Genomic DNA, 25,519 nt, shown 5'->3' on the forward strand with positions numbered 1-25,519 from the left:
CTATTATATTATTCTGTAAAAGTTGTTTATTATTCAACAGTGGCAATAATGTCTTTGGCTGATACAATTAAGTATTCTACGCCTTCGTATTTCACTTCTGTTCCTGAATATTTTTCAAACATTACTGTGTCACCAATTTTTACTTCCATCGGAACTTTTGTGCCATTTTCAAGCACACGACCTTCACCTACTGCGATAACTTCACCTGTTTGTGGTTTTTCTTTTGCAACGGATGCAAGAACAATTCCTCCAACAGTTTTTTCTTCTTCTTTCGCGACTCTAATTACGACGCGATCGCCTAATGGTTTTAACACAATAAATCCCTCCAAATAAAAAGTTTTCGCTTATTTTAGCACTCGATACACAAGAGTGCTAACTCACACTATTTATAATACTCATTTCACTCTAAAAATGCAAGTCTTTTCTCTCTTTTTCTTGTCAATTATAAGATACGCATTTTTTATTGAGTATTCTTTTTTCATGGAATGTTTTTCCAATCCTTTAATTCATGGTAAAATAAATTGACTACGATTGGAGGCGAATAAAATGAAACAACGTTTACTTACAGCATTAATAGCAACATTCGTTTATTTTGTGATAGCGAATTTAGGAAATCTTGTTTTCAGTGTCACAGAAGGAATTGTTTCGACACTTTGGGAATCTCTTTTCTTTTTCTTATTCGTTTTTCTTTTATTAGGATATCGCAATAATCGTAAAAAATAATTATAGAAAGGATTAACCATGACCTTAAGAAAATCAAGTTTATTTATTTTAGTCACATACATTATCGCTTTTTTCGGGCCGTTACTTTTTTCGGGTATTTCTCCCAATGCAGCGATTAATGTGACAACTGCTCTCTACATTATTGGTGCCCTTGTAATGATTGGCATCTTTTTAAAAACCACAGAACCTTCTCCTTTAGAGGAAACCGCAACCTTGAAATCACCTATTTTTATTTTTTTACTAGGTGTTAGTGGGATTTTCATTGCCATGCTGATTCAAGGCGTTACTTTCGCCATTGAAGTAGCCATCACAGGAGAACAAGCTACTTCTCAAAATACACAAGCTATTGTAGCGGTGATTTTGGCAAATCCTTTATTTATTTTGGCAACTACTATCGGTGGTCCGATTATGGAAGAATTCGTCTTTCGTTATGCATTTATCCATTTAATCCAGCCTTTTACAAATTTCTGGATTGCGGCTACTGTTAGTTCGGCGATTTTTTCACTCGCACATGCCGATGGTCACTTTTTTGTTTATTTCTTTATGGGATTTTTCTTTGCTCTTTTGTACAAGCAAACTGGAAAAATTTGGACCTCAATTATTGCCCATTGCGGCATGAATACGATTGTGATTATTGTTCAACTACTTTTGCATAATGGTGCAATTCAATAAGAAAAGGGCCTTCGTCTAAACGACTAGGCCCTTTTCTTTTGCTTATTCTTCTTCGTCAATCAATTCGTTGTCATGATGTAAGAAATAAATTAATGTTTGTAATTCGTTGGTTAAGTCAACATTTTGAATTAATACTTCAGATGGCGCTACTAAACGCGCAGCTGTAAAGTTTAGAATTCCTTTAACCCCTGCTTCGGCAAGTTTGTTCACAACTTCTTGTGCTTTGCGAGCTGGAATAGTTAAAATAGCTACTTCGATTTGTTGAACACGAATTTGTTCCATCATATCTTCCATTGGATAAACCGGAATACCGTCAACAATGCGTCCCACAATATCTTCATTCACATCAAATGCGCAACTTACACGAATACTGTTGCTTTGATGGAATTTGTACTTTAATAAAGCACTTCCTAAATTACCAACCCCGATTAATGCGACATTGGTTAACTCATCTTCATTCAATGTTTTTGCAAAAAAGTTCATTAAGTTTTCAACATCATAGCCGTACCCACGTTTACCTAATTCACCAAAATATGAAAAGTCACGACGAATAGTCGCACTGTCTACTTGTACCGCTTCACTTAATTCAGTTGATGAGACTTTATTTTTTCCTGTATCATGTAACATTCTTAAGTAGCGATAATATAAAGGAAGGCGTCGCGCCGTTGCTTTTGGAATAACTTGATCTTTCACAATTGGACCTCCAATACTTTCACTTAAATCTTATCCATTAACATAATAGCAGTTTTTCACAATAAAAAGCAATTCTATGGCTCAAAAATAGCATTTTTCTTCAAAAGTTTGTGATAAAAGGTATAAACCTTCACAAAGCATTTTTTGATACGTGCTATTTTAGCAGATTTTATGCTACACTAAGGGCAATGAATTTAGAAATGAGGACTACTGATGATTTTATTACAAGCAAATCAAGTTGCCCGGCATTTTGGCTCGGAAACATTGTTTGAAAACATACATTTAGAAATTGCAACAAAAAGTCGGATTGCCTTAGTTGGTCGTAATGGTGCTGGAAAATCGACTTTTTTAAAAATCATTGCAGGCATTGATGCTCCCGATAGCGGAACCATTGCCAAAAATAAAACTGCTACGTTAGGTTATTTAGCTCAAAATACCGGCTTAGAATCAGATAAAACCGTTTGGGAAGAAATGACAAAAGCCTTTGCTGACATCCTAGAAATGGAACAGCGTATGCGAGAATTAGAAACCAAAATTAGTGAAATGGAGCCAACCACCTCCGTTTATGAAGGAATTTTAAAAGAGTACGATCAATTGCAACATACGTTTTCTGAAAAAAATGGCTACGGCTATGAAAATGAAATTCGCTCAGTCCTTCACGGCTTTGGCTTTGATGAATCCTTTTACACGAAAGATATTCAAACCTTATCTGGTGGTCAAAAAACCCGGCTTGCATTAGCGAGAATGCTTTTACAAAAACCAGATATTTTAATTCTGGACGAGCCTACAAACCACTTAGATATCGAGACGCTTTCTTGGCTGGAATCTTATTTGCCAAGCTATGCCGGCGCCCTATTGATTGTTTCCCACGATCGTTATTTTTTAGATAAGGTAGTTAATGAAGTTTATGAACTGAGCCGCAAAAAAATGACTCACTACAAAGGAAACTATTCCAAATACTTAGAGTTAAAAGCAGAACAATTAGCCAGTGAATGGAAAGCGTATGAAAAGCAACAAGAAGAAATCAATAAGTTAGAAGATTTCGTTGCCAAAAATCTGGTTCGTGCATCTACAACGAAACGTGCACAAAGTCGCCGAAAAGTATTAGAAAAAATGGACTGTTTAGACCGACCTCAAGGAGATGAAAAATCGGCGCATTTTCTTTTCGATAGTGAAAAAGTCTCGGGAAATGTTGTTTTACAAGTCGAAGATGCCGCCATTGGTTACGACCAAGAACATATTTTATCCGAACCTATTCACTTGGATATTCGTCGTAAAGAAGCCATTGCCTTAGTCGGACCGAACGGAATTGGTAAATCCACTCTCTTGAAATCAATTATTGACCGCATTCCTTTCATTAAAGGAAGTAAAACTTTTGGCACCAATGTTTCTGTAGGTTACTATGACCAAGAGCAAGCCAATTTACATGGCAATAAAACGGTCTTAGCGGAATTATGGGATGAACACCCAACCACACCTGAAAAAGAGATTCGAAGTATTTTAGGCGGCTTTCTCTTCAGTGGAGATGATGTTGAAAAAACGATTCCTTTATTAAGCGGTGGCGAAAAAGCCCGTGTGGCATTAGCAAAATTAGCGATGGATCGTGACAATTTCTTGATTCTCGATGAGCCAACCAACCACTTGGATATCGATAATAAAGAAGTTTTAGAAAATGCGCTGATTGATTATGAAGGAACCATCCTCTTCGTTTCCCATGACCGTTACTTTATCAATCGAATTGCAACAAAAGTTGTTGAGCTTTCTGAAAAAGGCAGCAAACTTTATTTAGGCGACTATGATTATTATTTAGAAAAGAAACAAGAGGAAGAAGAAATCGCTGCCCTCTTAGCTAATGAAGAAGCGGCGAAAAAACCCGAACCAGTTACAGCCAAAAATACCTTTTATCAAAACAAGGAGCAACAAAAATTACTCCGTACTTTGCAAAGAAAAATAACACAAGTCGAAGAAAATCTTGCTCAGTTAGATACGACAATTGCACAATTAGAAGCACAAATGAGTCAACCAGACATTCTAGAAAATCATGTTGAATTGCTGGCTCTAAACCAACAATTAGATGACGCTCGTCAGCAACAAGATGAACTACTTGAGCAATGGGAAAATTTCAGTTTAGAATTAGAAGAAATGGAAAATAACAATTAACGGAGGGATTCACTATGGCTTCCAAAAAAATCAGTTTAACGAAGCCCAAATATCAACAAATCGCCGTTGATGTTGCGGAAAAAATTGCAGAAGGCAAATTACATGTTGGAGATAAAATCCATGCCCGTTCCACCCTAGCTAACCAATACCAAGTGTCGCCAGAAACAGCCCGCAAAGCCATTATCGTTTTAGTCGATTTAGAAATCGTTAAAGCCAAACACGGCAGCGGCTTCTATGTGGCATCAAAAGAAAAAGCGCAGGACTTTGTGACACAATATCAAGACGTTCAAACGATTGCTGAAATTAAAGAAGAATTGCTAGATAGCGTAGCGAAACAAAAAGAAGAACTTACTCATTTTTCTAGCATTCTAGATACTCTTGTTGAACAAACAAAGCGTTTTGATTCTTTCAATCCAATGAATCCTTATTCATTAGTTTTAACAGAAGAAGCTGCTTATCTTGAGGCGACGATTAGCGAAATGAATTTTTGGCAAAACACTTCGGCAACGATTATCGCCATCAAACACAAAGAAGAACTTCTGGTCTCACCTGGTCCATATGCAAAGATTTCGTTGAACGACACACTTTATTTTGTTGGACATGACGAATCAACCTTACAACGAGTGCAGAATTTCTTTTATCCTTAAACAAAAAAGTGACTACTTATCTTGCGGTAAATAGTCACTTTTTTTATTTATTATTTCTATTTTTCATAAAAAACCACTATAAAACCTAGTTAAAATACTGTTTTTCTTCATTTTCAGAAAGATTTTCATCTAATTTGACAAAGTGACAACTTTATAGTAGTCTGATGTAGTCACTTTTTTTAATGAGGAGGAACAATGATTTGCCAAAAGTAAAAGTAAATCACCTTACCAAGATCTTTGGTAAGAAAACCAAACCGGCACTTGAAATGATTCGTGCCAACAAAAGCAAAACAGAAATTTTAGAAAAAACGGGTGCCACAGTCGGTGTTTATGATGTAAATTTCGAAGTTGAAGAAGGCGAAATTTTCGTTATTATGGGGTTATCAGGAAGTGGGAAATCAACATTAATTCGTTTATTAAATCGTTTGATTGAACCAACTTCAGGAAATATTTATATTGATGGACAAGATATTTCTTCTTTAGATAAAGAAGGATTACGTGAAGTACGTCGAAATAAAATGAGCATGGTTTTCCAAAACTTTGGTCTTTTCCCCCATCGAACTATCTTAGAAAATACGGAATATGGTTTAGAAATTCGTGGTGTTCCTAAAGAAGAACGCCAAGCAAAAGCTGAAAAAGCCTTAGAAAATTCTAGCTTAATTGCTTTTAAAGACCAATTACCAAGTCAATTATCTGGTGGGATGCAACAACGTGTCGGCCTTGCTCGTGCCTTGGCTAACGATCCAGAAATTTTATTAATGGACGAAGCGTTCTCTGCTCTTGATCCGTTAATTCGTCGTGAAATGCAAGACGAACTATTAGATTTACAAGAAAATGTCAAAAAAACCATTATCTTTATCACACATGATTTGAATGAAGCTTTACGAATCGGCGACCGGATTGCTTTGATGAAAGATGGTCAAATTATGCAAATTGGGACTGGAGAAGAAATTTTAACCAACCCAGCCAACGAATATGTGCGAACCTTCGTGGAAGATGTGGATCGTTCAAAAGTCTTAACTGCCCAAAATATTATGGTACCTGCTTTAACTACTAACATTGAAATTGATGGCCCAACTGTTGCTTTAAAACGGATGCGTCAAGAAGAAGTGAGTATGTTACTTGCCGTGGATAAAAAACGCCAACTAAAAGGCGTTGTACGCGCAGAAAAAGCTTTAGAAGCGCGTAAAAACGGGACTTCTCTTGTAGAATGTGTGGATCCAGAAATTCAAACAATCGACAAAGATATGTTAGTGAATGATATTTTTCCACTGATTTATGATGCACAAACACCTCTTGCCGTGACTGATAACGGCAAACTATTAGGCGTGGTCATCCGTGGTAGCGTACTTGAAGCACTTGCAGAAACAGAGGTGAACGAACATGAATAAGTATCAATTACCTGTCGCGTCTTGGGTTGAAAGTTTTACTGATTGGTTAACTTCAACATTTGCTGGATTATTCAGCTTTTTACAAACAATTGGTCAAAGTGTAATGGACAACATTACTGCCTTACTAACAGCCGTACCACCACTTGTGCTGATCGTGCTATTAACGATTGCTGCTTTCTTTATTTCTAATAAAAAAATCGGCTTAAGTTTATTCACGTTTATCGGCTTAATGTTTATCTATAATCAAAACTTATGGAACGATTTAATGAGTACCGTTACGTTAGTTTTACTTTCTAGTGTTATTTCCATTATCATTGGTGTGCCACTAGGGATTTTAATGGCGAAAAGCGAAAAAGCCAAGAGTATTATTACACCGATTTTGGACTTCATGCAAACAATGCCTGGTTTCGTTTACTTGATTCCAGCCGTTGCATTCTTCGGAATTGGTATGGTTCCTGGGGTCTTCGCCTCTGTTATCTTCGCTTTACCACCAACCGTGCGCTTTACGAATTTAGGAATTCGACAAGTACCAAATGAACTTGTTGAAGCAGCTGATTCTTACGGTAGTACTGGCTGGCAAAAATTATTCAAATTAGAATTACCTTTAGCCAAAAACACGATTATGGCTGGTGTTAACCAAACAACCATGCTAGCTCTATCAATGGTAGTTATTGCTTCAATGATTGGTGCGCCTGGATTAGGACGTGGCGTCCTTTCTGCTTTACAACGTGCGCAAGTCGGGAACGGTTTCGTAAATGGTGTGGCTTTAGTTATTTTAGCGATTATCATTGACCGTTTTACTCAACATTTAAATAATAAAAAAGCAGCCCCTAAAGCAGCTGGTGCCACCTCTAAAAAGAAAAAATATGGGATTATTGCAGCGGTTGTTGTAATTGTCGCTGGCTTAGTTGGTGCTTCAATTTTTACAACAACAAATGATAAGCAAATTTCCCTTTCTTATGTGGAATGGGATACCGAAGTAGCCTCCACACATGTGGTTGCCGAAGTCTTAAAAGATATGGGGTATGATGTTAAAACGACTCCTTTAGATAACGCAATTATGTGGGAATCTGTAGCTAAAGGTGAAACAGATGCCATGGTTGGTGCGTGGCTGCCAGGAACTCACGCAGAGCAATATAAACAATATAAAGATAAATTAGACGACCTTGGTGAAAACCTTAAAGGTGCAAAGCTAGGAATTGTCGTCCCTTCTTATATGGATGTTGATTCTATCGAAGATTTATCTGATCAAGCTGGGAAAAAGATTACTGGAATTGAACCTGGGGCTGGTGTTGTTGCAGCAGCAGAGAAAACTAAAGAAGCTTATCCTAATTTGAAAGATTGGTCTGTTGAAACTTCTTCATCAGGGGCCATGACTGTCGCCTTAGGACAAGCAATTAAAAACAACGAAGACATCGTTATTACTGGCTGGTCTCCTCACTGGATGTTTGCAAAATATGATTTAAAATATTTAGCTGATCCAAAAGGCACTATGGGCGGCGAAGAAGCGATTCACACAATGGCTCGCCAAGGCCTAAAAGAAGATCAACCAGAAGCTTACAAAGTGTTAGATAATTTCCATTGGACCACTAAGGATATGGAATCTGTCATGTTAGAAATTAACGAAGGCAAAGACCCACAAGAAGCTGCACGTGATTGGGTTGATTCACATAAAGACCAAGTAGCAGAATGGAAAAAATAATTCTTAACAAATGACTTCCCCATCTATTAAAAGAGGGCGTTGAACAAATTGTTCAACGCCCTCTTTTTTCGAAAAAAAACCACTCAGTTGGGTAGACTGAGTGGAAAGGAGTTATTTTTACTTGAGGAGTAAAAATGAAAAGTGTTTATGTTGGGTGTTTTGTTGGTATGCTTATATATTAACGAGAACCTGTGAATAATTTGTGACGAAAACCTTGGAAATTTGCTACGAATTACTTAAAAAAGTTTAAATGTGTCTCACCCTAGTTAATCGATACAGTGATTATTTCTTTTTAGCATTTTGGATGGCTTTAAATAATGTTGAAAATTGTCCTTTGAAAGACATCACATCATCAAAGATATCAACACCATCGTTTAACATTTTGACGGTAACCCAGCCAAGCGCTTCCGTAATTGCTACCGCAACTGAAGCATTGACCATGCCACCAGTCACAGTTCCGACAACAGGAATCACTTTTAGAATATTCCCGACTGCACTCTTACCTAAACTAACCACTACTAATTCTTTGGTTAAGCTTTTCCCTAAGCTTTCAGACCAAGACTGACCAAAAATTTTATGCAGCCGTGACATCATAGTTAATTGAACAGGTACCAGTAAAAAAGCATCCGAAAATGGAATTGGCGAAAACCCAATAATTGCTGCTGACAATGCAGCAAAATGAATCGTTTGATGACTTTTCTTTTTCACGTCAGGTGAAACACCAGCCAAAAATTCATCAAATACTTTGTCGAGTTGTGTTTGACTGTTCGTCACTAATTGTTCTGCTTTACCTTTAGAAGTTGCGAAAGCATTCATTATAGCCGTAGACGTTTTTTGTGGAAATTTTTTCAAGACATCTTGAAAAAAAGAACGAAATTCTGGGTCTTCTATCACTTCTTCTGGTACTTCTTTTGTTAGTTCATTTATATTTTTTTTCGATTTTTCAGATTTAATTTTACTTTTAAACATAGAATCCCCCTTTATGCTTTCACTGTAATAAAGTATATCATATTTTAATTTTTAACATGACTAAAAGACTTTACAATCTTTTTGAGTAGAAAAACCAATTTTTTTTATGATCAATGTAGTGTGCTTCTATAAGTATGTTATAATTAAGAAAAAAATTGAAAGGACTTTTATCTTGAATAAAAAAAACAACACCTTTTCTTGTTTTTTAAATAACTACAAGAATCTTATCTTATCTATTGGAATTATTTTACTAACAGCTTTTTTGATTATTTCTGCTCAATTATTCAGACATTCAATTATTTTAGGCTCTGATAATAATTTCTTCATGAATAAAATTTATGAAAGTTATATGCAACAAAAGACAGGAACTTATAACTATTTTCAATCTGTTTATGGGTTTCAACAGTCTGGAAGAATTATTAACGCTGTTTATGCACCAGACTTTTCTTTTATTTTAGGAGGTCTGTTAGCAATCGCTAAAAATTGGTTTAGATTCCAAGTTTTATCTGGATTTTTTTGCCTTTTCTCTGCTGGGATATCAATGTTTGTTTTAGGTCGTTATTGTAAAATCACCTATAAATATTCTGTGAGTATGTCTTTATTATATATGTCAACAAGTGCAATTAGTGTGTTTATTACATCCGAAGCTTCATCTGGTTGGGCTAGTGCAATTTTACCTTTAGTCTTTATTCCTGCAATTAAAATGGTCACCGATAGTTCAAGACCTATTCAGCCAGTATTGTTATCTTTACCTGTAGTACTGATTATAAATTTGCACGTTTTCAGTACCTTTCTTGTCATTTTAGCGTTAATTCCTTTTTTTATAATAGGAATATTTAAAACAAAAGATAAACTAAAAATGCTTATTGATGCGTTTTTGGCAGCTTTACTCACACTCTTATTAACTTCACGTTTAATTACAGGAATGTTAGAAGTCTTCACGACAAATCAGTTATTAAAACCTTATTCTGTAGACAAAATGTTGCCGTATAGTATGAAAGTTTCTTTAGATGTCCAAGGATGGTCTTCTTTAGGTATTGTTTTTACAATTATATTTCTTTTTCTTTGTATTCTAACTATTTTTAATTGGACAACTATTCCATTTATTGAGAAAGTACTAAACAGTATAGGGTTATTCTTTCTTTTAATTTCTTCGAACCTTTTACCTTGGGATGATATTCCTAGGCTGATACCTATAATCCAAGGAATCCAATTTCCACAACGATTTGCTAGTGTATCATTTGTATTACTAATTCTAAGTTTCACGTTATTTTTGCAAAGAATCAGTTTTAACAAATTTCATTTGTATAGCTATAGCACTATAATTTACATGACCGTATCTATACTTTCTTGTTTGCTTATCCATCAAGCAATCCTCTCTAGCGCAAATACTTGGCATTCAAATAAACCTTTATCTAATGATAGCAGCTCCTTGAAGACAAAAATAAATGATATGACTAAAGTGAAAGAATTATATGGTGGAAAAAATGAGCTAGGTGATCCACTTAAAGTAGTTATTAAACCGTTAACTGATTATTTACCTATAAATAATCAATTGCAACAGAAAGAGTCCCCCTACACAACATACTGGAATGAAGTTGCTAACAGCAATCTAAAAGTGGCAAAACATGTTCTTTCTGACGGAAGGCTCCAATTGAATTGGACAAATGAATCCAATGAATCAGTTGAAACTTTACTTCCAGCAATTGCTTATTCTAGAAGTGAACTTTGGTTGAATGAAAAAAAACTAAGTACTTCTCAATATAAAACTTCTACTATTGGGAGTATCATTCTCCAAGCAGTGCCTGGTAAAAATTCGTTAGTGCTAGGATATAAACCAACCACTGCTTTCATTATTACAAAATATGTCCAAAATATTTCTTACATTTGCTTAGTTCTTTATCTTATCTATGCAGGAATTTATAAAATAAAAAAACGTCATTAAAAAAATAAAACGAGTCGGAAATTATCTTCCACTCGTTTTATTTTTTATCCGCAATACACCGTCAAGTGTTTAGGCAAAATTTTCAGCGTAATTGGCAAAGCAGCTCCTTCATCACCATCCACATTAGTGGTTAATTCTTCTTGGTTTTCTAAGGAGATTTTTCCTTCTTTAAAGGTTAGGTAAGCTAAATTATCAGTGGACTGGTCGACTCCTTTTAACAAATCTGGAACGGCTTTTACTGCATCCCACAATGATTGATCTTTTAAATAAACTAAATGAAGTTTGCCATCATCCACTTGGGCCTCTGGTAATAATGTTTCAAACCCACCGATTGAATTCGTTAAACCAACTAAAACGGTACTACTTTCAATGGTTTGTTCTTTTTGATCCAATCTTAAATGAAAAGGATACGTTTGAGCATTCGCTAAATGTTTGGCACCTGAAATAAAATAAGCGAGTTTTCCTAACTTCGTTTTTTGTTCAACGTCCACGTCGTTAATTGACTCTGGAATCGTCCCAATCGCAACGACATTCATAAAGTAGTCATCATTGATTTTCCCCACGTCTAAAGCACTGGTTTTTTCTAAATCTAATTGTTGAATCGCCTCTTCAGGATCCATCGGTAAATTCAAGGCTCGCGCTAAATCGTTCACCGTTCCTAAAGGAAAAAAGCCAAATTTTGGGCGGTAAGCTTGTTCTGCCAACCCGCTAATTCCTTCATTAACGGTTCCATCTCCCCCCATTACGAAAACACTGTCAAAGTGACTTTCCGCAGCTTCACGGGCAAATTGTTCTGCATCGCCGCCTTTTTCTGTTTGTTTCACTACAACTTCATCAAATAACTGCTTTAATTTTTCTTCTGCTAACGTTTCAAATTCTTTGGCTTTTTCACCACCAGAACTGGGGTTAACAATTAAAACTGCTTTTTTCACTGGCACCACTCCTCATTGATATCTAAATCGTTTGATTCCTTACAATTATTATAAAAGATATTTTTGATTCTGGCGAAAAATATGCTGACACTTGCTTAACAAACAAGCATTCCTGCTCCTCACTACTTTTCAAAACGTTCTTTAAAGCAATAGGCAAAATAATAGAACAATTTCCAAAAATCTTGCCAAACTTTTGGATCCATCCCCGTCAATTCATGAATTCGTTTCAAACGGTAATTCAATGTATTTCGATGGATATGTAATACTTGTGAGGTTTCATTGATGTTTAAGTTATGATTGGCGAAAAAAATAACGGTTTCATAGTATTCATCATAAATCGTCTGGATGGTTTCAAAAAAATCCAATTCAATATGAAAAGGAAAATTAAAAATGCCTTGAATGAAAAAATCTTCTGCTTGGTAAAACTTAGCCTTTTCTAATTGGAGAAACGATAGAAGTAAATACGTGTTTTGTGCCTCTTGGACCATTTGTTGAATCGTGGCTTTTTCCGAACTTATCACAAGATATTCTGTTACTGGCTTTGTTATCTGAGGTAGTTCAGAAGTAATCACCAGATAACAATTTTCCCATTCAAATATTTCATGTCCAGGATAAAAACTGGATAATAAGCGCTTGTCCTTGGTCAGTACACAATGATTCTGGTCGTCTAATTGAAGGTTATATAGTTCCAACGCTTCAAGTTTTAAGGCTTCTGAGTAAGCAGAATCAACATTCATTAAGTGCTGGATAAACTGATTTTTTTGTTTTTTCTTTTTTTCGCGTTCTTGTTGTGTATTTAATTCTTCTGTCAGTAAAAGAACAATCGAGCGCACAAGCTTGGTAAATTTGCGCACCTCGTCTGGTTCTCCTGAAATGCCTACGACACCTAAAATGTAATCATTCAAAATAATCGGTTCATTGGTGCCTTTTTTCTCTAAAGAAGTATCTTTATAAATTTCAATATTTTTTCGTTCATTGATGGCTCTTTCTGCACCACGATGGCGCTCCCCAATTCGAGCAGAATCTCCACTCGCAATAATTTTCCCTCGTTCATCCATAATATTGATGTTATAAGGAATATCTGCCATCAACTTTTCAACAATTTTATTTGCTTGGATTTTGTCTAATTTTAACATTGCTATCGCCAACTTTCTAAAAAGCGAGTAGCGTTTGGGACATAAGCCGCAATGACTTATGTCCCAAACGCTTAATTCTTCAGATCAACGACTGAACATTTTTATTTCAGCTTTCATTACTGATGATACCATGGTTAGTTCTTAGTCACAAGGCACCAGCTGTAATGTACGAGCAATATTTTCAACGGTTCTTTCTAAGTTAACTGGTCCATTTTTCAATGCTGCTTCCAATGGTTCAGCTTTGGCCAAAATTCCAAAAATAGCCGTCATCCCTTCTTCATAGAGGACATCCACATCTTTGCCGATATAGCCAGCACAAGCGAAAACCGGTTTTTGATACTTCTTGGCCAAACGTGAGACGCCATAAGGGGCTTTGCCGAATTTTGTTTGAAAATCCATCCCACCTTCACCAGTAAAGACATAATCAGCGGCTTTTATTTTTTCTTCTAATTGATTCACTTCTACGACAATATCAATCCCTGGGCGTAACTGAGCTTTCGTGAATGCTAGTAACCCTGCACCCAAACCACCAGCAGCTCCTGCGCCTGGCATCATCTCAACATCAATGCCGATCTCTTTTTTGATGATCGCTGCATAATGGGCTAAGTTTTTATCTAATTGAGCCACCATTTCTTCTGTCGCACCTTTTTGCGGACCAAAGACATGAGACGCCCCTGTTGGCCCTGTTAGTGGGTTATTCACATCACTTGCTACTAGAAATTCGGTAGCAAAAATACGTTGATCAAACTGTGTTAAATCGATCTGCGCCAGTTTATCTAATGCACCACCGCCACGTGTCAATTCTTGTCCTTCCTTGTCTAACAAACGCGCACCAAGTGCCTGAATCATACCTGCACCCCCATCATTTGTCACGCTACCACCAATGCCGATAATGATTTTTTTTGCCCCATGATTGAGCGCATGTTGAATCATTTCTCCTGTACCATAAGTAGAAGTGATCAAGGGATTACGTTCTGCTGCTTTGACCAATTCAATTCCGTTGGCTTTCGCCATTTCAATGACCACCGTTTCTTGGTCACCTAATAAGCCGTAATAGGTTTCAACGATTTGATCAGGAAGCGGTCCTGCCACACGCACTGGTACTCTTGTGCCTCCTGTTGCATCCACTAAGGAATCCACCGTTCCTTCCCCGCCGTCTGCCATCGGGACGTGTTGAATGTCTGCATCTTTAAATACAGCTAAAATCCCTTTTTCCATTGCCAGACAGGCTTCTTTTGCACTCATACTTTCTTTAAATGAGTCTGGAGCCAAAACAAATTTTTTCGTCATCTTTTCGCGCCTACTTTCCAACTAGTTTAAAATAAAGCCATATAAAATGGTTGCAACAATCGTCATTACCCCACCGACACACATTTCATAAGGAATCACTCGAATTCTTTCTTTAATCGTCATATTCATACTTTGTGCCGTAATATGGAAATAATTGCCTTGAGGAACACTATCAATCACAGTTGCCCCAGTATGCACCATGACTGCTGCTGAAAGTGAAGATGTGCCCATATCTAAAATCGCTGGTCCAAAAGAACCTGTCGCTAAAATAACCGCTGTGGATGTTGAACCAACTGCTAAGCCCATTAAAATACCAGAAATCGGTGCCAAGAAGGTTCCAGAAATTCCCATAACAGAAATTAAGTGGACAATTTGTGTTGATAAATCAGAAACAGAAATTAATCCAGCAATTGCACCTGCACCAATTAAAATTAAAACGGTATCGGTTACTCTCTTCAAGCCAGAAGATGCATAAAAGGCCAGTTGTTTTGTTTGCCCAATCGCAATTGTCCCAACAACTGAAGCGAACGGCAAAATATACAGAGCATCAATATTCAAACTTTTGATGAAAGAAATATTTAAAACGGCGCCAATCGGATTAAGTAATAATAAGACAATCGCTAACACTGGCGCGATCAACGCCTTTTTCAAAGGTAATAATTCTTTTGTTTGTTCCTCTACAAGATCCGTTTCTTTGACCATTGATCCTTTGCTTCTCATGATATTTGCAAGAACAACAGCTGTAATTAAACCAAATACGGCTGGAATAAAGCCAGCAATCATAACGTCACTTAGAGGTAAATCAAAGCCGTTCGCCGCTGCAATAGTATTTGGATTAGGCGAAATAATATTGCCCGCTTTGCCGCCACCTGATAAGGCAATCAATAATGATAACTTACTGATACCCGTACTTTTCCCAACAGATAGAGCAATCGGGGCAACAATCAACACTGCAACAGGAATGAATACGCCCACAGCTGTAATTACCATTGTAGATAATGCCAAAGATAAAATAGCTTTTTTCTCGCCAAGCTTTTGTACAATGGCGTTGGCAATTGATTCTGCCGCACCGGATTCCATCATCACACCCGCCAACATGCCGGCTGCTAAGACACGGATTGCGGTTCCCATAATACTTTGTGTTCCGTTTAATAGAACAGCGACTGTATCTGACAGGGAAGCGCCTCCAATAAGACAACCAACAATTGCACCAAAAAACAAGGAATACACAGGATTAAATTTTTTCAAAATTAATACTATCGCTACAACTAATCCTAAAATTGCAGCAACCCAAGATATTGTAATATCTGGCATTCAAAATCAGCTCCTTAAATTGTTTACGCTTTCATTCTATCAAAGTCCTTTCTTTTTAAAATTGTAAATTTAACAGGATTTATTGTTCAAATGCACAAAAAAACAGTTCTTAAAGAACAGTTTTTTGAAATCTTTTTCTATCTTTCTCAATAATGACCACCAAGCCAACGAACAAAAGAACACTCACAATTAACAATACTGCCGTTTTATTATATCCATGAAATAGCGCTTCGCCTCCACATGCGTAAAGTATTGAGGAAGGAATTACACCAATGAATATAGCGGCTATTAAATTTTTTAATGGCAGCTGCATAGTATCTGCAGCAAAATTAATCACAGAAGAAGGAATAATTGGAATCATGTAGCCCACCATAATCCCAATTTTTGGATGCTTCATCCGTCGAATGGACTGGACCCAATGATTGGTCTCCGTTTTTTTATCTAAAAATTTTATATGATGCATCAAAAAGATTGCAACTAAATTTCCCACACTATTCCCTAAAACGTTAATGAGTGTGCCGCTGAAGGGACCAAAACTCAATCCTGCAATCACACCAATTACTGAGGTTGGAATCCCTGGTACTGCACACATGATTGCGGTCAAAAAAACTAACAATAGCGCTGCTGAAAAACCATGTGAACGAATTCGCTCTAATAATTGTGTCTTACTGGCTTTAGGATTCAAAAATAATTGAATATCTGTTTGATATTCTAGATACAAACGGTAGCCCACCAGCAGGATTAAAATAAGCCCGCTACTGATTAGTAGTATTCGGATTGTTTTCCTCTTCATTTTCTTTGCTCCTTTTATGCTTTATACAAAGTGTAGCACAGGTTTCTTCGTGCCTCAATTAGAAGCTTGTATGAATAAAAGCCGCCCCTAAAAGTTAGACTAAAATTCTAACTTTTAGGGGCGATTCGAAAGTTACGAAGATACTTTTTTATTTCCGATACATCTTAAACTCCAAGAACAGATCGTTATAAATTCCTAAGTATTCTTGACCTAAATCTTGGTAAACTTCTAAATGTTTGATGGTTTCATCATCTGGATAAAATTGTTTATCTTCGGCAACTTCTTTTGTTAATAGTTTTTTAGCTTCTTTATTTGGTGTGGAATAACCAATATATTCTGCATTTTGTGCTGCATTTTCTGGTCGTAACATAAAGTTCATAAATGCATAGGCACCCTCTTTATTTTTGGCTGTCTTAGGCATCACAATGTTATCAAACCAGAGATTAGAGCCTTCACTGGGAATCACATAATGTAGATGTTCATTGTTTTCTAGCATTTCGGCAGCTTCACCAGAGAAAGTTACAGCAACTGCACTTTCTTCATTAGCCATGTACATTTTGATTTCATCGGCAACAATTGCTTTGACATTGTTCGTTAATCGGTTTAACTTATCGGTAGCCTGACGTAATTGTTGGTCGTTTTTACTGTTTAACGAATAGCCTAAACTATTCAAAGATAATCCTAACACTTCGCGAGCGCCATCAATCAGCATGACATTATTTTTTAATTCCGGGCGCCATAAATCATCCCAATGTTGAATCTGACGGCCGTCAATAAATTTATCATTATAAATAATCCCCAACGTGCCCCAGAAGTATGGAACGGAAAACTTATTTTGGGGATCAAAGGATTGATCTAAAAAGCGTGCATCAATGTTTTCTAAGCCTTTTAATTTGCTGTGATCAAGTGGTAAAAGCATCTTCGCTTTCATCATTTTTTGAATCATATATTCAGAAGGAATGGCAATATCATAGGCTGTGCCACCTTGCTGAATTTTTGTATACATGGCTTCATTAGAATCAAAGGTTTCGTAATTGACTTTATAGCCTGTTTCTTTTTCAAATTTCTTAATCAAGGCCGGATCTATATAGTCCCCCCAATTGTAAATGGTCAAGGTATCTGCTCCTGCCATGCCACTTGCTTTCTCCAATTGGCGCACGCCAAAAAACAAGATGACAATAATAGCGATAATTCCAATAAAAAGTGACTGTAATTTTTTCATTTTAACTTGGCCACCTCACTTTGTTCCCGACGCATTTTCTTTAAACGTTTTGGCGTATTGTCTTTACTGATAAAGTAATAACCGACAACTAGAATCATTGAGAATAGGAATACTAACGCACTTAAGGCATTGATTTCTAAACTAATTCCCTGACGTGCTCGTGAATAAATTTCAACAGATAATGTTGAAAAACCATTGCCTGTCACAAAGAATGTTACGGCAAAATCGTCCAACGAATAAGTAAAGGCCATAAAGTAGCCAGCAATAATTCCTGGCGCTAAAAAAGGCAAAATAATATTTTTAATCACTTGAATATTATTGGCCCCTAAATCCCGTGCCGCATCTACCATAGAATCGTTCATCTCTTGTAGTTTTGGTAAAACCATTAAAACAACAATCGGAATACTAAAGGCAATATGCGACAATAATACACTTGTAAAACCTAAACTGATAAACCCTACTGCTGTGAAGAAAATTAAGAAACTGGCTCCAATAATAACATCTGGTGAAACGAGTAAAATGTTATTAAAGCTAAGCAACGTGTTCCGGTTTTTACGACGTTTTGTATAATAAATCCCCATCGCGCCAAATGTTCCAATGATGGTTGCTATTAAAGCCGATAAGAAAGCTAGCAAAAACGTATTCAGAACAATGGTTAACAAGCGTGTGTCTTCGAAAACGTTCCGATAATTATCTAACGTAAAACCAGTAAACTGATTCATCGTTTGCGTATCGTTAAACGAATAAAAAATCAAATAAAAGATTGGTGCGTACAGTAGCGCAAAGACAACGAATAAATACACATAAGACCATTTAAACTTTTTCTTTTGCATTATTTGCCACGCCCTTTCTTCTTCTCACCCGTCAGCAACATCACAATAAACATGGCAACAATTAAAATCACACCTATTGTTGAACCCATGCCCCAGTTTTGCGTTACTAAGAAGTGTTCCTCAATCGCCGTTCCCAACGTAATCACCCGATTGCCGCCAATTAAACGCGTTAACATAAAGAGCGAGAGCGAAGGAATAAAGACAGCTTGAACACCACTTTTCACACCGTTTAGGGAGAGAGGAAAAATGACACGGCGGAACGTTTCCGCACTGCTAGCTCCTAAGTCCCGACTAGCACTAATCAATGAAGGATTCATCTCTTCTAAGGCATTAAAAATCGGCATAATCATAAATGGAATTTCAATATACGTTGCGACAAATAAAAAACTGAAATCTGTAAACAGAATTTGGTGCGTGCCCAAACCCATAAAACTCATAAACTGATTGATACTCCCATGAATACTGAAAATCCCAATAAAGGCATAAGCTTTTAATAATAAATTCACCCACGTTGGTAAAATAACGAGCATTAACCACAACTGTTTATGCTTGAGCTTTGTCAAAAAATAAGCCGTAGGATAACTTACCAATAACGTAAAAATGGTAATCAGAAAAGCATACCAAACCGAATTAATGGTCATACTTAAATACGTTCCTGATGTAAAATACGTTTGGTAATTCGCCAAAGTAAACTGGCCATTCATATCGAAAAATGATTGATAAATAATCATTAGTACTGGCGCAATGACGAATAAAAGTAACCACATTACATAGGGAATCGAATAAATTCGACGCATTGTTTTCATTTTATTTTCCCCTTTCGTTTACTCGTCGTAACTTTCTAAACGGGCATCAAAGTCTTCTTCTGATTCATTGAAGCGCATCACGTGAATATCTTCTGGCTCAAAAGAGAGCCCTACTTGAGCGCCTTCTTTGGCTTTTCGAGTGGAATGCACCATCCATTCGTTTCCTTGTTCATCAAAACAAATAATTTCATAATGAACGCCGCGGAATAACTGCGTGTCCACCGTTACAGTTAGCTTGCCTTTTTCAAGCGTGGTAATCGTTAAGTCTTCTGGACGTAAAACGACTTCTACAGGTTCATTTTTCCGCATGCCGCCATCGACACATTCAAACTTTTTGCCCACAAATGAAACTAAATTATCTTCCAGCATCACACCATCCACAATATTACTTTCCCCTACAAAGTCAGCAACAAAGTGATTAATCGGTTCATCATAAATATCAACTGGTGTGCCACTTTGCACGATATGACCTTTATTCATGACAAAAATTTCATCACTCATCGCTAATGCTTCTTCTTGATCATGGGTCACAAAAATAAAAGTAATTCCTAAACGTTGTTGTAAATCACGTAGTTCATATTGCATCGCTGTGCGTAATTTCAAATCTAAAGCGGATAACGGCTCATCTAAAAGCAATACTTTTGGCTCATTGACAATCGCTCGTGCAATTGCGACCCGCTGACGCTGGCCCCCAGACATTTCACTAATTTCACGTGTTTCGTAGCCCGGTAATTGAACCAAACGTAATGCCTCTTTCACTTTTTTTTCAATTTCTGCTTTGGATAGTTTTTTGATTTTTAAACCAAACGCAACATTATCAAAAACATTCATGTGAGGAAACAAAGCATAATCCTGAAACACGGTATTGACTTGGCGTTTATTGGCAGGTACATCATTTATTCTTTTACCATCAAAATAAACATCGCCAGAAGTCACGTCATTGAATCCCGCAATAATACGCAAAATCGTTGTTTTGCCACATCCTGAAGGTCCTAATAAGGTATAAAATTTTCCTTCTTCAATTTCAAAGCTGACATTTTTTAATACTGGTTCATCGTCAAATTGTTTGACAACATTTTCAAATGAAATCACATGGTTTCTCACTGGATAAACTCCTCCATTTCGTCCTTTATAAATACGATTCTGTCGCCACAATTAACGCACGACTTTTTCCTCGACCATTGTTGCTAATTTGGTGAGGTTCTGTTGCTTGGTAATACATGGTTTGACCTTTTTTAGCAATATACGTGGCTTCCCCTAATGTCAAACGAATGGAGCCATCAATCACATAAATAAATGTTTCTGATAGAGAAGGTTCAAACGTTTTATATTCGCCATTTTTATCAAAAGTAATAATGACAGGTTCCATTTCTTTTTCATTTGAGGCTGGAATTAACCATTTTAGTTCATAGCCATGTTCTTCATCATAATAGAGGGTACTTTCTTCTTCATTGTAGACAATTTTTTGTTCAAGCGGTTGCTGACTAAAAAACTGCTCTGGCGTCACGCCTAGTACTTCTAAAATTGAGAAAAATGTTTCCATTGATGGTGAGCTTAAATCCCGCTCCAATTGGGAAATATAGCCTTTGGATAAATCCGTTCTTTCGCCTAATTCTTCTTGCGTTAAATTTTTCTGAATGCGTAAATTTCTCAACTTCTCACCAATTTCCATGGCACACCTCGTTTCTATTTTCAACTAATCTTTTCAACAAAAGTTTTGTAATACTAAACTTACAGTTTAGTTTTACCTTTTTTTAGTATACGAACTTTTTGAAAAATTTCAACCATTTTTCTTTATTTTTCTAGTCTAATTGTCACACAATCTTTATTTTCTGTATAACTTACTGTTTATAAGAAGAAAAATGATACGAAAAAATCAGAATATGATAAAATAAGACGAGTTGCTTTTTTACATAATTGGAAGGAGAGTTTTTATATGAATTCATTTCAAGCATTTACGTTAAGAGAACAAGATACATCTGTTATTGGTCAACTAGAAACCATTACTTTAGACGACTTATCAGAAGGCACTGTAGTAATCAAAGCAGCCTACTCCTCAGTTAACTTTAAAGACTCTTTAGCTTCAAAAAAAGACGGCGGTGTGATTCGCAATTATCCAATGATTCCAGGAATTGATGTCAGTGGCACTGTTGTCACATCGGAAGATCCTCGTTTCAAAGAAGGCGATAAAGTGATCGTAACAGGCTATCAATTAGGGGTTAGTCATACTGGTGGTTATTCTGAATATGTGCGTGTTCCTGGCGATTGGGTAGTTCCACTTCCTGAAAAAATGAGTCTCAAAGAAGCAATGATTTTCGGAACTGCTGGCTTTACGGCCGGATTATCTGTCACAGCTTTAGAAGACGATGGCTTACGCGACGACAAAGAAGCCCCCATTATTGTAACTGGTGCGACAGGCGGTGTTGCGACATTGTCTATTGCGATGTTGCATCAATTAGGCTACACTTCAATCACTGCATTAACTAGAAAGCCAGATTCTTTTGGGCTTTTAAAAGAGTTAGGTGTTAGTGAATGCTTATTAGTAGAAGATTTCTTAGCAACTCCTGTTAAAGCATTAATGAAACAGCGTTTTGCTTTTGCAATTGATACCACTGGTGGGGAAATTACTTCTGCTGTTTTACCACAACTTCGTTATGATGGCCGTTCAGCCATTTGTGGCCGCGCTGCTGGAATTACATTAGAGACAACCGTTTTACCCTTTATTTTACGGGGCGTTCATTTATTGGGCATTGATTCGGTTAATGTTGGTATGGACAAACGAAAAATAGTCTGGCAACGTCTTGCCACTGATTTAGACATCACTGAAAAAGCTGTGTATCAAGAGATTACTTTAGAAGAACTTCCCCCTGTTTTTGAAGCATTACAAGCAGGCCAACATATTGGACGGACCATTGTCCGAATTTCTTAAGGAGGCGTTTTGATTATGGATGTTTTAGTTACTGCTGGTGGAACGTCAGAACCGATTGATAATGTTCGTTCGATTACCAATCATTCTTCTGGCGGACTAGGAAAAGCAATTGCTGAAAGTTTTTTAGCTGCTGGACACACCGTAACCTACGTAACAACCAAACATGCATTACGTCCAACCCAACAATTGGACTTATCAATTAAAGAAATAGAAACAACGGTTGAATTAGCCACTACGTTAGAACAACTCTTTGCTGAAAAGCAATTTGATGCGATTGTTCACGCAATGGCAGTCAGTGATTTTACGACGGAAACCGCGCAAACGGAAGAACAATTTATTGATTCTTTTGCTCAACAATTAAGCGAACAAACATTGCCAAAGACCAAAGAAGCCTTGGCAACTATCGTTCAAAACACATTGAATCAGATTGCTGATATTCCTCAAACAGCAACAAAAATTTCATCTGATACGGATCGATTATTAATTTTTCTAAAGAAAAATCCTAAAGTCATCCAAATGATTCGTGACAAGCAACCCCAAACTGTTTTAGTGGGCTTTAAATTACTTGTCGACGTTGCACAAGCAGAACTTGTCCAGGTTGCACAAGCCGCTTTGGTTAAAAATCGGTGTGACTTTGTCTTAGCCAATGACTTGATGAACGTTCATGAAACAGAACACGAAGGATTATTAATTAACGAAACGGGCATTGTCCAAGAAGCTTGTTCAAAACAAGGGATTGGTTCAATGATCGTTAAAAATGTTGAAAAGAAATGGAGAGAACAACAATGAAAACTATTTTATTAGGCGTCTCTGGCAGCATTTCTGCATATAAAGCAGCAGATATTACAAGTCAACTAGCTAAGCTTGGCTACAATGTGGAAATTTTAATGACTAAAAGCAGCACAGCGTTCATCACTCCGCTGACCTTACAATCACTTTCTAAGAATCCAGTACATACGGATGTCATGATGGAAATTGATCCCAGTAAAATTAATCACATTGAGTTAGCTAAAAAAGCGGATTTATTTTTAGTAGCACCTGCTTCGGCCAATACAATTGGGAAATTAGCCCATGGGATTGCCGACGACTTATTATCAACAGTTGCTTTGGCGCTTTATCCTGAAACACCCAAAATTATTGCGCCCGCGATGAATACGTATATGTACCAAAACCCCATTGTCCAACGAAATATTGGCATTTTAAAAGAAGTCGGCTATCAAGAAATAATCCCACGTGAAGCTCTATTAGCTTGTGGCGATTATGGTCGTGGCGCACTTGCCACTGTTGAAGATATCCTTCAAACAGTGATGAAAATTTTAGCATCTGATAACAAGGAGTAATTTATGAATAACACGAAAAAATTTACGTTAACAGCAATGTTCTTAGCTATCTTACTTTTACTGGCTTTAACCCCACTAGGATTTATCACATTAGGTCCTTTAAATTCGACCACGATGCATATTCCTGTAATTATTGGTTCCATTGTTTTAGGGCCAAAAATCGGTAGTATGTTGGGCGGCACGTTTGGGATCATTAGCTTAATTAAAAATACGACAGCACCAACACCTTTGTCGTTTGTTTTTTCTCCATTTATTCCTGTGATCGGTACCGATCATGGTAGTTGGAAGGCACTTTTAATTGTGCTCATTCCGCGGATTTTAATTGGGGTCGTTCCTTATTTCGCTTACAAATGGCTAAATAAATTAACGAAGGAAAAAGCGCAACCTGTCTCCTTATTTGTGGCTGGTGTTTTAGGCTCAGCAACGAATACCATTTTAGTCATGAACATGATTTATTTTCTTTTTAATTCAGCTTATGCTGAAATTATTGGTAAAGCTGGAACTGCTGTTTACCTAGCTATTATTGCGACGATTTTCAGTTCTGGTGTGCCAGAAGCTCTTGTTGCTGGTGTAGCTGCTTCAGCAATTGCTAGCGTTTTGCTTCGATTAATGAAACGGAATGCAACGCAAAAACTATAGAAAAAAACACAGGGACTAAAAATCAAGTTTGATTTTTAGTCCCTGTGTTTTTTATTTATTTTTTTTGTTTTCGTAATTTATAGGCATATTCACTGGCTTTAAATAATAATTTATTAACCGGTAAATCGAATTCCCCAATAAATTCATTAATCGTTGGGTTGAAGTTCGCTTTAAACTTAATTAAGCCATCATTTAAACTACCTTCTAAGCCGCCCATATTACAGCTTTCGCAGTCACGGTTAAAACATTCTTGAATGGCATCTCGCCAAGTCACATATGTTGGCATGTAGCGTTTATAACGATCATCTAAGCCAGCATAAAGGATTTCACTTGTTGGACCAAATGTCACAGCCAAAGCGCCAGCAACCGTGACGATTTCACCAGCTTCTGCGATATTTTCTTCTAATTCTTTTAGTTCCCGAGTCAAGGAAGCATCTAATTCTTCTAAATTATGGCGCTTTTTCACTTGATTTTCTTTCAAATTACTCAAGTCTTTTTGATTTTTGTCATAGCGTTGTCGCGTGCTATCTAAGCGTTCCTTTAAATTGACTTGCGCCAGCATAATAAAGGAGTCTTCTGGGTAAATGTTCAACAGCTTCTTAAAGTAATCACTATTCCGCAAAGAAATATGTTGGCGTTCCATGGTTGATTGAATGACTTTTTCAAATTCATCAACAAAGTCAACATGCCCTTGCTGCACAACGACCCCTTTTTTTTCAGCTGTTTTAATCATTTTCTTGGTGCTTTTTGACAATTGTTCCTCACTAAAATCTTCACGATAAATATTCGCTTGGAAGCGGGGCTGGATGGTGGCCCCCATATCCATTGTCAGTCCTTGATATTTGGCCCCTGCTTTTTTCAAGGTCTCAATAATAGCTGTCGCTTCAGCATGCGGTTGATGTTCTTCTCCCAAATGGAAATCTTGATAGTGAACCGCTGGATCCATTTTTATAAATAAAGCTCGTTTTTTCTTGCCAAATTTTTTCAATTCAGCCATAAAGTAGCTGACCAAACGTTCATTTGTATAGTCCATTACTGGACCTCTTGGTGTATATAACATCGTAAAACCGGCTGGTAATGGTTTGATTAAAACTAAACTTGATGCGACTAATGTATCCTTTTCATAAACCCCAACAATTTCAGAACCCCAGTTATCCTTGACTTTTGCCCATGAAGATGACTGTAGTAAATTACATAATGGATGATTTTTAACAAATGTATCGTGTACTTCTGCCGGAATACCGATTTTAAATGTGTACATGTTCAAACTCCTCTGCTGTGACTTTCCAATAGTCCGTTTATCTTACACTATCATAGTGTATTCCAACAGACTAGTAAAGTTTTACATGAAAATTTTTAGAAAAAATGTAGATCTTATTCTTT

25 protein-coding genes are annotated in these 25,519 nt (G+C 36.8%); 11 read left to right on the plus strand and 14 right to left on the minus strand.

Features of this window, described 5'->3' with window-relative positions; translation table 11 throughout:
- Nucleotides 1-29: 29 nt before the first annotated feature.
- The gene (gene groES / locus IGL23_RS10140; protein ID WP_002356531.1) at nt 30-314 is read right to left on the minus strand and encodes a co-chaperone GroES; all 285 of its coding nucleotides are present in this window, start codon (nt 312-314) and stop codon (nt 30-32) included.
- 232 nt (nt 315-546) lie between these two features.
- Here groES and IGL23_RS10145 point away from each other — a divergent pair, with 232 nt between their 5' ends.
- Both IGL23_RS10145 and IGL23_RS10150 read left to right on the plus strand, forming a co-directional pair.
- Nucleotides 547-723 carry a hypothetical protein gene (locus tag IGL23_RS10145; protein WP_002356530.1) on the plus strand — a complete coding sequence of 59 codons (177 nt, stop codon included), beginning with the start codon at nt 547-549 and terminating at the stop codon, nt 721-723.
- Between the two features lie 18 nt (nt 724-741).
- Nucleotides 742-1,395, plus strand: coding sequence for a CPBP family intramembrane glutamic endopeptidase (locus IGL23_RS10150; RefSeq protein WP_002356529.1), 654 nt, complete (start codon nt 742-744; stop codon nt 1,393-1,395).
- A gap of 42 nt (nt 1,396-1,437) precedes the next feature.
- Here IGL23_RS10150 and IGL23_RS10155 read toward each other — a convergent pair whose 3' ends face one another.
- On the minus strand, nt 1,438-2,088 hold the full coding sequence (locus tag IGL23_RS10155) for a redox-sensing transcriptional repressor Rex (protein WP_033594442.1): 651 nt from the start codon (nt 2,086-2,088) through the stop codon (nt 1,438-1,440).
- A 213-nt stretch (nt 2,089-2,301) separates the two neighbouring features.
- On the opposite strand from IGL23_RS10155, the gene IGL23_RS10160 reads away from it, so the two are divergent.
- From IGL23_RS10160 to IGL23_RS10175, 4 genes are all read left to right on the plus strand, one after another.
- The gene (locus IGL23_RS10160; RefSeq protein WP_430619648.1) at nt 2,302-4,248 is read left to right on the plus strand and encodes an ABC-F family ATP-binding cassette domain-containing protein; all 1,947 of its coding nucleotides are present in this window, start codon (nt 2,302-2,304) and stop codon (nt 4,246-4,248) included.
- A gap of 14 nt (nt 4,249-4,262) precedes the next feature.
- On the plus strand, nt 4,263-4,895 hold the full coding sequence (locus IGL23_RS10165) for a GntR family transcriptional regulator (protein WP_002356525.1): 633 nt from the start codon (nt 4,263-4,265) through the stop codon (nt 4,893-4,895).
- 200 nt (nt 4,896-5,095) lie between these two features.
- Nucleotides 5,096-6,286: a quaternary amine ABC transporter ATP-binding protein gene (locus tag IGL23_RS10170; protein ID WP_002388977.1), complete on the plus strand. Its 1,191-nt coding sequence runs from the start codon at nt 5,096-5,098 to the stop codon at nt 6,284-6,286.
- Nucleotides 6,279-7,988, plus strand: coding sequence for an ABC transporter permease/substrate binding protein (locus IGL23_RS10175; protein WP_002356521.1), 1,710 nt, complete (start codon nt 6,279-6,281; stop codon nt 7,986-7,988). Before IGL23_RS10170 ends, IGL23_RS10175 begins: the two co-directional genes overlap by 8 nt.
- Before the next feature lie 282 nt (nt 7,989-8,270).
- On the opposite strand, the gene IGL23_RS10180 is transcribed toward IGL23_RS10175, so the two are convergent.
- Nucleotides 8,271-8,957: a YcjF family protein gene (locus tag IGL23_RS10180; protein ID WP_002389811.1), complete on the minus strand. Its 687-nt coding sequence runs from the start codon at nt 8,955-8,957 to the stop codon at nt 8,271-8,273.
- A 172-nt stretch (nt 8,958-9,129) separates the two neighbouring features.
- Between IGL23_RS10180 and IGL23_RS10185 the strand changes: the two genes are divergently transcribed.
- Nucleotides 9,130-10,902, plus strand: coding sequence for a cell division protein (locus IGL23_RS10185; protein WP_225581371.1), 1,773 nt, complete (start codon nt 9,130-9,132; stop codon nt 10,900-10,902).
- A gap of 44 nt (nt 10,903-10,946) precedes the next feature.
- On the opposite strand, the gene IGL23_RS10190 is transcribed toward IGL23_RS10185, so the two are convergent.
- The 10 genes from IGL23_RS10190 to IGL23_RS10235 form a co-directional block, all read right to left on the minus strand.
- Nucleotides 10,947-11,834, minus strand: coding sequence for a diacylglycerol/lipid kinase family protein (locus IGL23_RS10190; protein ID WP_033594440.1), 888 nt, complete (start codon nt 11,832-11,834; stop codon nt 10,947-10,949).
- Between the two features lie 122 nt (nt 11,835-11,956).
- A complete protein-coding gene (locus IGL23_RS10195; protein ID WP_033594439.1) occupies nt 11,957-12,970 on the minus strand; it encodes a CdaR family transcriptional regulator in 1,014 nt (337 codons plus the stop codon).
- 141 nt (nt 12,971-13,111) lie between these two features.
- The gene (locus IGL23_RS10200; RefSeq protein ID WP_033594438.1) at nt 13,112-14,260 is read right to left on the minus strand and encodes a glycerate kinase; all 1,149 of its coding nucleotides are present in this window, start codon (nt 14,258-14,260) and stop codon (nt 13,112-13,114) included.
- Between the two features lie 21 nt (nt 14,261-14,281).
- Nucleotides 14,282-15,574 (minus strand): GntP family permease, encoded by a 1,293-nt coding sequence (locus tag IGL23_RS10205; RefSeq protein ID WP_002359581.1) that lies wholly within the window; start codon nt 15,572-15,574, stop codon nt 14,282-14,284.
- 109 nt (nt 15,575-15,683) lie between these two features.
- Nucleotides 15,684-16,367: a TVP38/TMEM64 family protein gene (locus tag IGL23_RS10210; RefSeq protein WP_033594437.1), complete on the minus strand. Its 684-nt coding sequence runs from the start codon at nt 16,365-16,367 to the stop codon at nt 15,684-15,686.
- A gap of 148 nt (nt 16,368-16,515) precedes the next feature.
- Entirely contained in the window at nt 16,516-17,589 is a 1,074-nt protein-coding gene (locus tag IGL23_RS10215) for an ABC transporter substrate-binding protein (protein ID WP_033594436.1), read from the minus strand.
- On the minus strand, nt 17,586-18,422 hold the full coding sequence (locus IGL23_RS10220; protein ID WP_033594435.1) for an ABC transporter permease: 837 nt from the start codon (nt 18,420-18,422) through the stop codon (nt 17,586-17,588). Before IGL23_RS10220 ends, IGL23_RS10215 begins: the two co-directional genes overlap by 4 nt.
- Nucleotides 18,422-19,228, minus strand: a complete 807-nt coding sequence (locus IGL23_RS10225) for an ABC transporter permease (protein WP_002356510.1) — start codon at nt 19,226-19,228, stop codon at nt 18,422-18,424. Before IGL23_RS10225 ends, IGL23_RS10220 begins: the two co-directional genes overlap by 1 nt.
- Before the next feature lie 18 nt (nt 19,229-19,246).
- Entirely contained in the window at nt 19,247-20,332 is a 1,086-nt protein-coding gene (locus tag IGL23_RS10230) for an ABC transporter ATP-binding protein (RefSeq protein WP_002356508.1), read from the minus strand.
- Nucleotides 20,333-20,357: 25 nt separating this feature from the next.
- Nucleotides 20,358-20,900, minus strand: a complete 543-nt coding sequence (locus IGL23_RS10235) for a helix-turn-helix domain-containing protein (RefSeq protein WP_002356507.1) — start codon at nt 20,898-20,900, stop codon at nt 20,358-20,360.
- A 264-nt stretch (nt 20,901-21,164) separates the two neighbouring features.
- Here IGL23_RS10235 and IGL23_RS10240 point away from each other — a divergent pair, with 264 nt between their 5' ends.
- The 4 genes from IGL23_RS10240 to IGL23_RS10255 are packed head-to-tail and all read left to right on the plus strand — an operon-like array spanning nt 21,165 to nt 24,136.
- On the plus strand, nt 21,165-22,157 hold the full coding sequence (locus tag IGL23_RS10240) for a YhdH/YhfP family quinone oxidoreductase (protein ID WP_002370506.1): 993 nt from the start codon (nt 21,165-21,167) through the stop codon (nt 22,155-22,157).
- Between the two features lie 15 nt (nt 22,158-22,172).
- Nucleotides 22,173-22,946: a phosphopantothenate--cysteine ligase gene (gene coaB / locus IGL23_RS10245; RefSeq protein WP_033594434.1), complete on the plus strand. Its 774-nt coding sequence runs from the start codon at nt 22,173-22,175 to the stop codon at nt 22,944-22,946.
- Nucleotides 22,943-23,497, plus strand: coding sequence for a phosphopantothenoylcysteine decarboxylase (coaC, locus tag IGL23_RS10250; protein WP_002359573.1), 555 nt, complete (start codon nt 22,943-22,945; stop codon nt 23,495-23,497). Before coaB ends, coaC begins: the two co-directional genes overlap by 4 nt.
- Before the next feature lie 3 nt (nt 23,498-23,500).
- On the plus strand, nt 23,501-24,136 hold the full coding sequence (locus tag IGL23_RS10255) for an ECF transporter S component (RefSeq protein WP_002356501.1): 636 nt from the start codon (nt 23,501-23,503) through the stop codon (nt 24,134-24,136).
- Between the two features lie 55 nt (nt 24,137-24,191).
- Here IGL23_RS10255 and IGL23_RS10260 read toward each other — a convergent pair whose 3' ends face one another.
- A complete protein-coding gene (locus IGL23_RS10260; protein WP_033594433.1) occupies nt 24,192-25,397 on the minus strand; it encodes an aminoacyltransferase in 1,206 nt (401 codons plus the stop codon).
- Nucleotides 25,398-25,519: the final 122 nt, after the last annotated feature.

The sequence above is a fragment of the Enterococcus sp. MSG3299 genome, assembly GCF_050555765.1.
Classification (GTDB): domain Bacteria; phylum Bacillota; class Bacilli; order Lactobacillales; family Enterococcaceae; genus Enterococcus; species Enterococcus faecalis.

Excerpts from the sequence above, each read along its gene's own strand:
- IGL23_RS10145 (WP_002356530.1), top strand. The coding sequence starts at position 547 with ATGAAACAACGTTTACTTACAGCATTAATAGCAACATTCGTTTATTTT.
- IGL23_RS10150 (WP_002356529.1), top strand. The coding sequence starts at position 742 with ATGACCTTAAGAAAATCAAGTTTATTTATTTTAGTCACATACATTATC.
- IGL23_RS10160 (WP_430619648.1), top strand. The coding sequence starts at position 2,302 with ATGATTTTATTACAAGCAAATCAAGTTGCCCGGCATTTTGGCTCGGAA.
- IGL23_RS10165 (WP_002356525.1), top strand. The coding sequence starts at position 4,263 with ATGGCTTCCAAAAAAATCAGTTTAACGAAGCCCAAATATCAACAAATC.
- IGL23_RS10175 (WP_002356521.1), top strand. The coding sequence starts at position 6,279 with ATGAATAAGTATCAATTACCTGTCGCGTCTTGGGTTGAAAGTTTTACT.
- IGL23_RS10180 (WP_002389811.1), bottom strand. The coding sequence starts at position 8,957 with ATGTTTAAAAGTAAAATTAAATCTGAAAAATCGAAAAAAAATATAAAT.
- IGL23_RS10195 (WP_033594439.1), bottom strand. The coding sequence starts at position 12,970 with ATGTTAAAATTAGACAAAATCCAAGCAAATAAAATTGTTGAAAAGTTG.
- IGL23_RS10200 (WP_033594438.1), bottom strand. The coding sequence starts at position 14,260 with ATGACGAAAAAATTTGTTTTGGCTCCAGACTCATTTAAAGAAAGTATG.
- IGL23_RS10205 (WP_002359581.1), bottom strand. The coding sequence starts at position 15,574 with ATGCCAGATATTACAATATCTTGGGTTGCTGCAATTTTAGGATTAGTT.
- IGL23_RS10210 (WP_033594437.1), bottom strand. The coding sequence starts at position 16,367 with ATGAAGAGGAAAACAATCCGAATACTACTAATCAGTAGCGGGCTTATT.
- IGL23_RS10215 (WP_033594436.1), bottom strand. The coding sequence starts at position 17,589 with ATGAAAAAATTACAGTCACTTTTTATTGGAATTATCGCTATTATTGTC.
- IGL23_RS10220 (WP_033594435.1), bottom strand. The coding sequence starts at position 18,422 with ATGCAAAAGAAAAAGTTTAAATGGTCTTATGTGTATTTATTCGTTGTC.
- IGL23_RS10225 (WP_002356510.1), bottom strand. The coding sequence starts at position 19,228 with ATGAAAACAATGCGTCGAATTTATTCGATTCCCTATGTAATGTGGTTA.
- IGL23_RS10235 (WP_002356507.1), bottom strand. The coding sequence starts at position 20,900 with ATGGAAATTGGTGAGAAGTTGAGAAATTTACGCATTCAGAAAAATTTA.
- IGL23_RS10240 (WP_002370506.1), top strand. The coding sequence starts at position 21,165 with ATGAATTCATTTCAAGCATTTACGTTAAGAGAACAAGATACATCTGTT.
- coaB (WP_033594434.1), top strand. The coding sequence starts at position 22,173 with ATGGATGTTTTAGTTACTGCTGGTGGAACGTCAGAACCGATTGATAAT.
- coaC (WP_002359573.1), top strand. The coding sequence starts at position 22,943 with ATGAAAACTATTTTATTAGGCGTCTCTGGCAGCATTTCTGCATATAAA.
- IGL23_RS10255 (WP_002356501.1), top strand. The coding sequence starts at position 23,501 with ATGAATAACACGAAAAAATTTACGTTAACAGCAATGTTCTTAGCTATC.
- IGL23_RS10260 (WP_033594433.1), bottom strand. The coding sequence starts at position 25,397 with ATGTACACATTTAAAATCGGTATTCCGGCAGAAGTACACGATACATTT.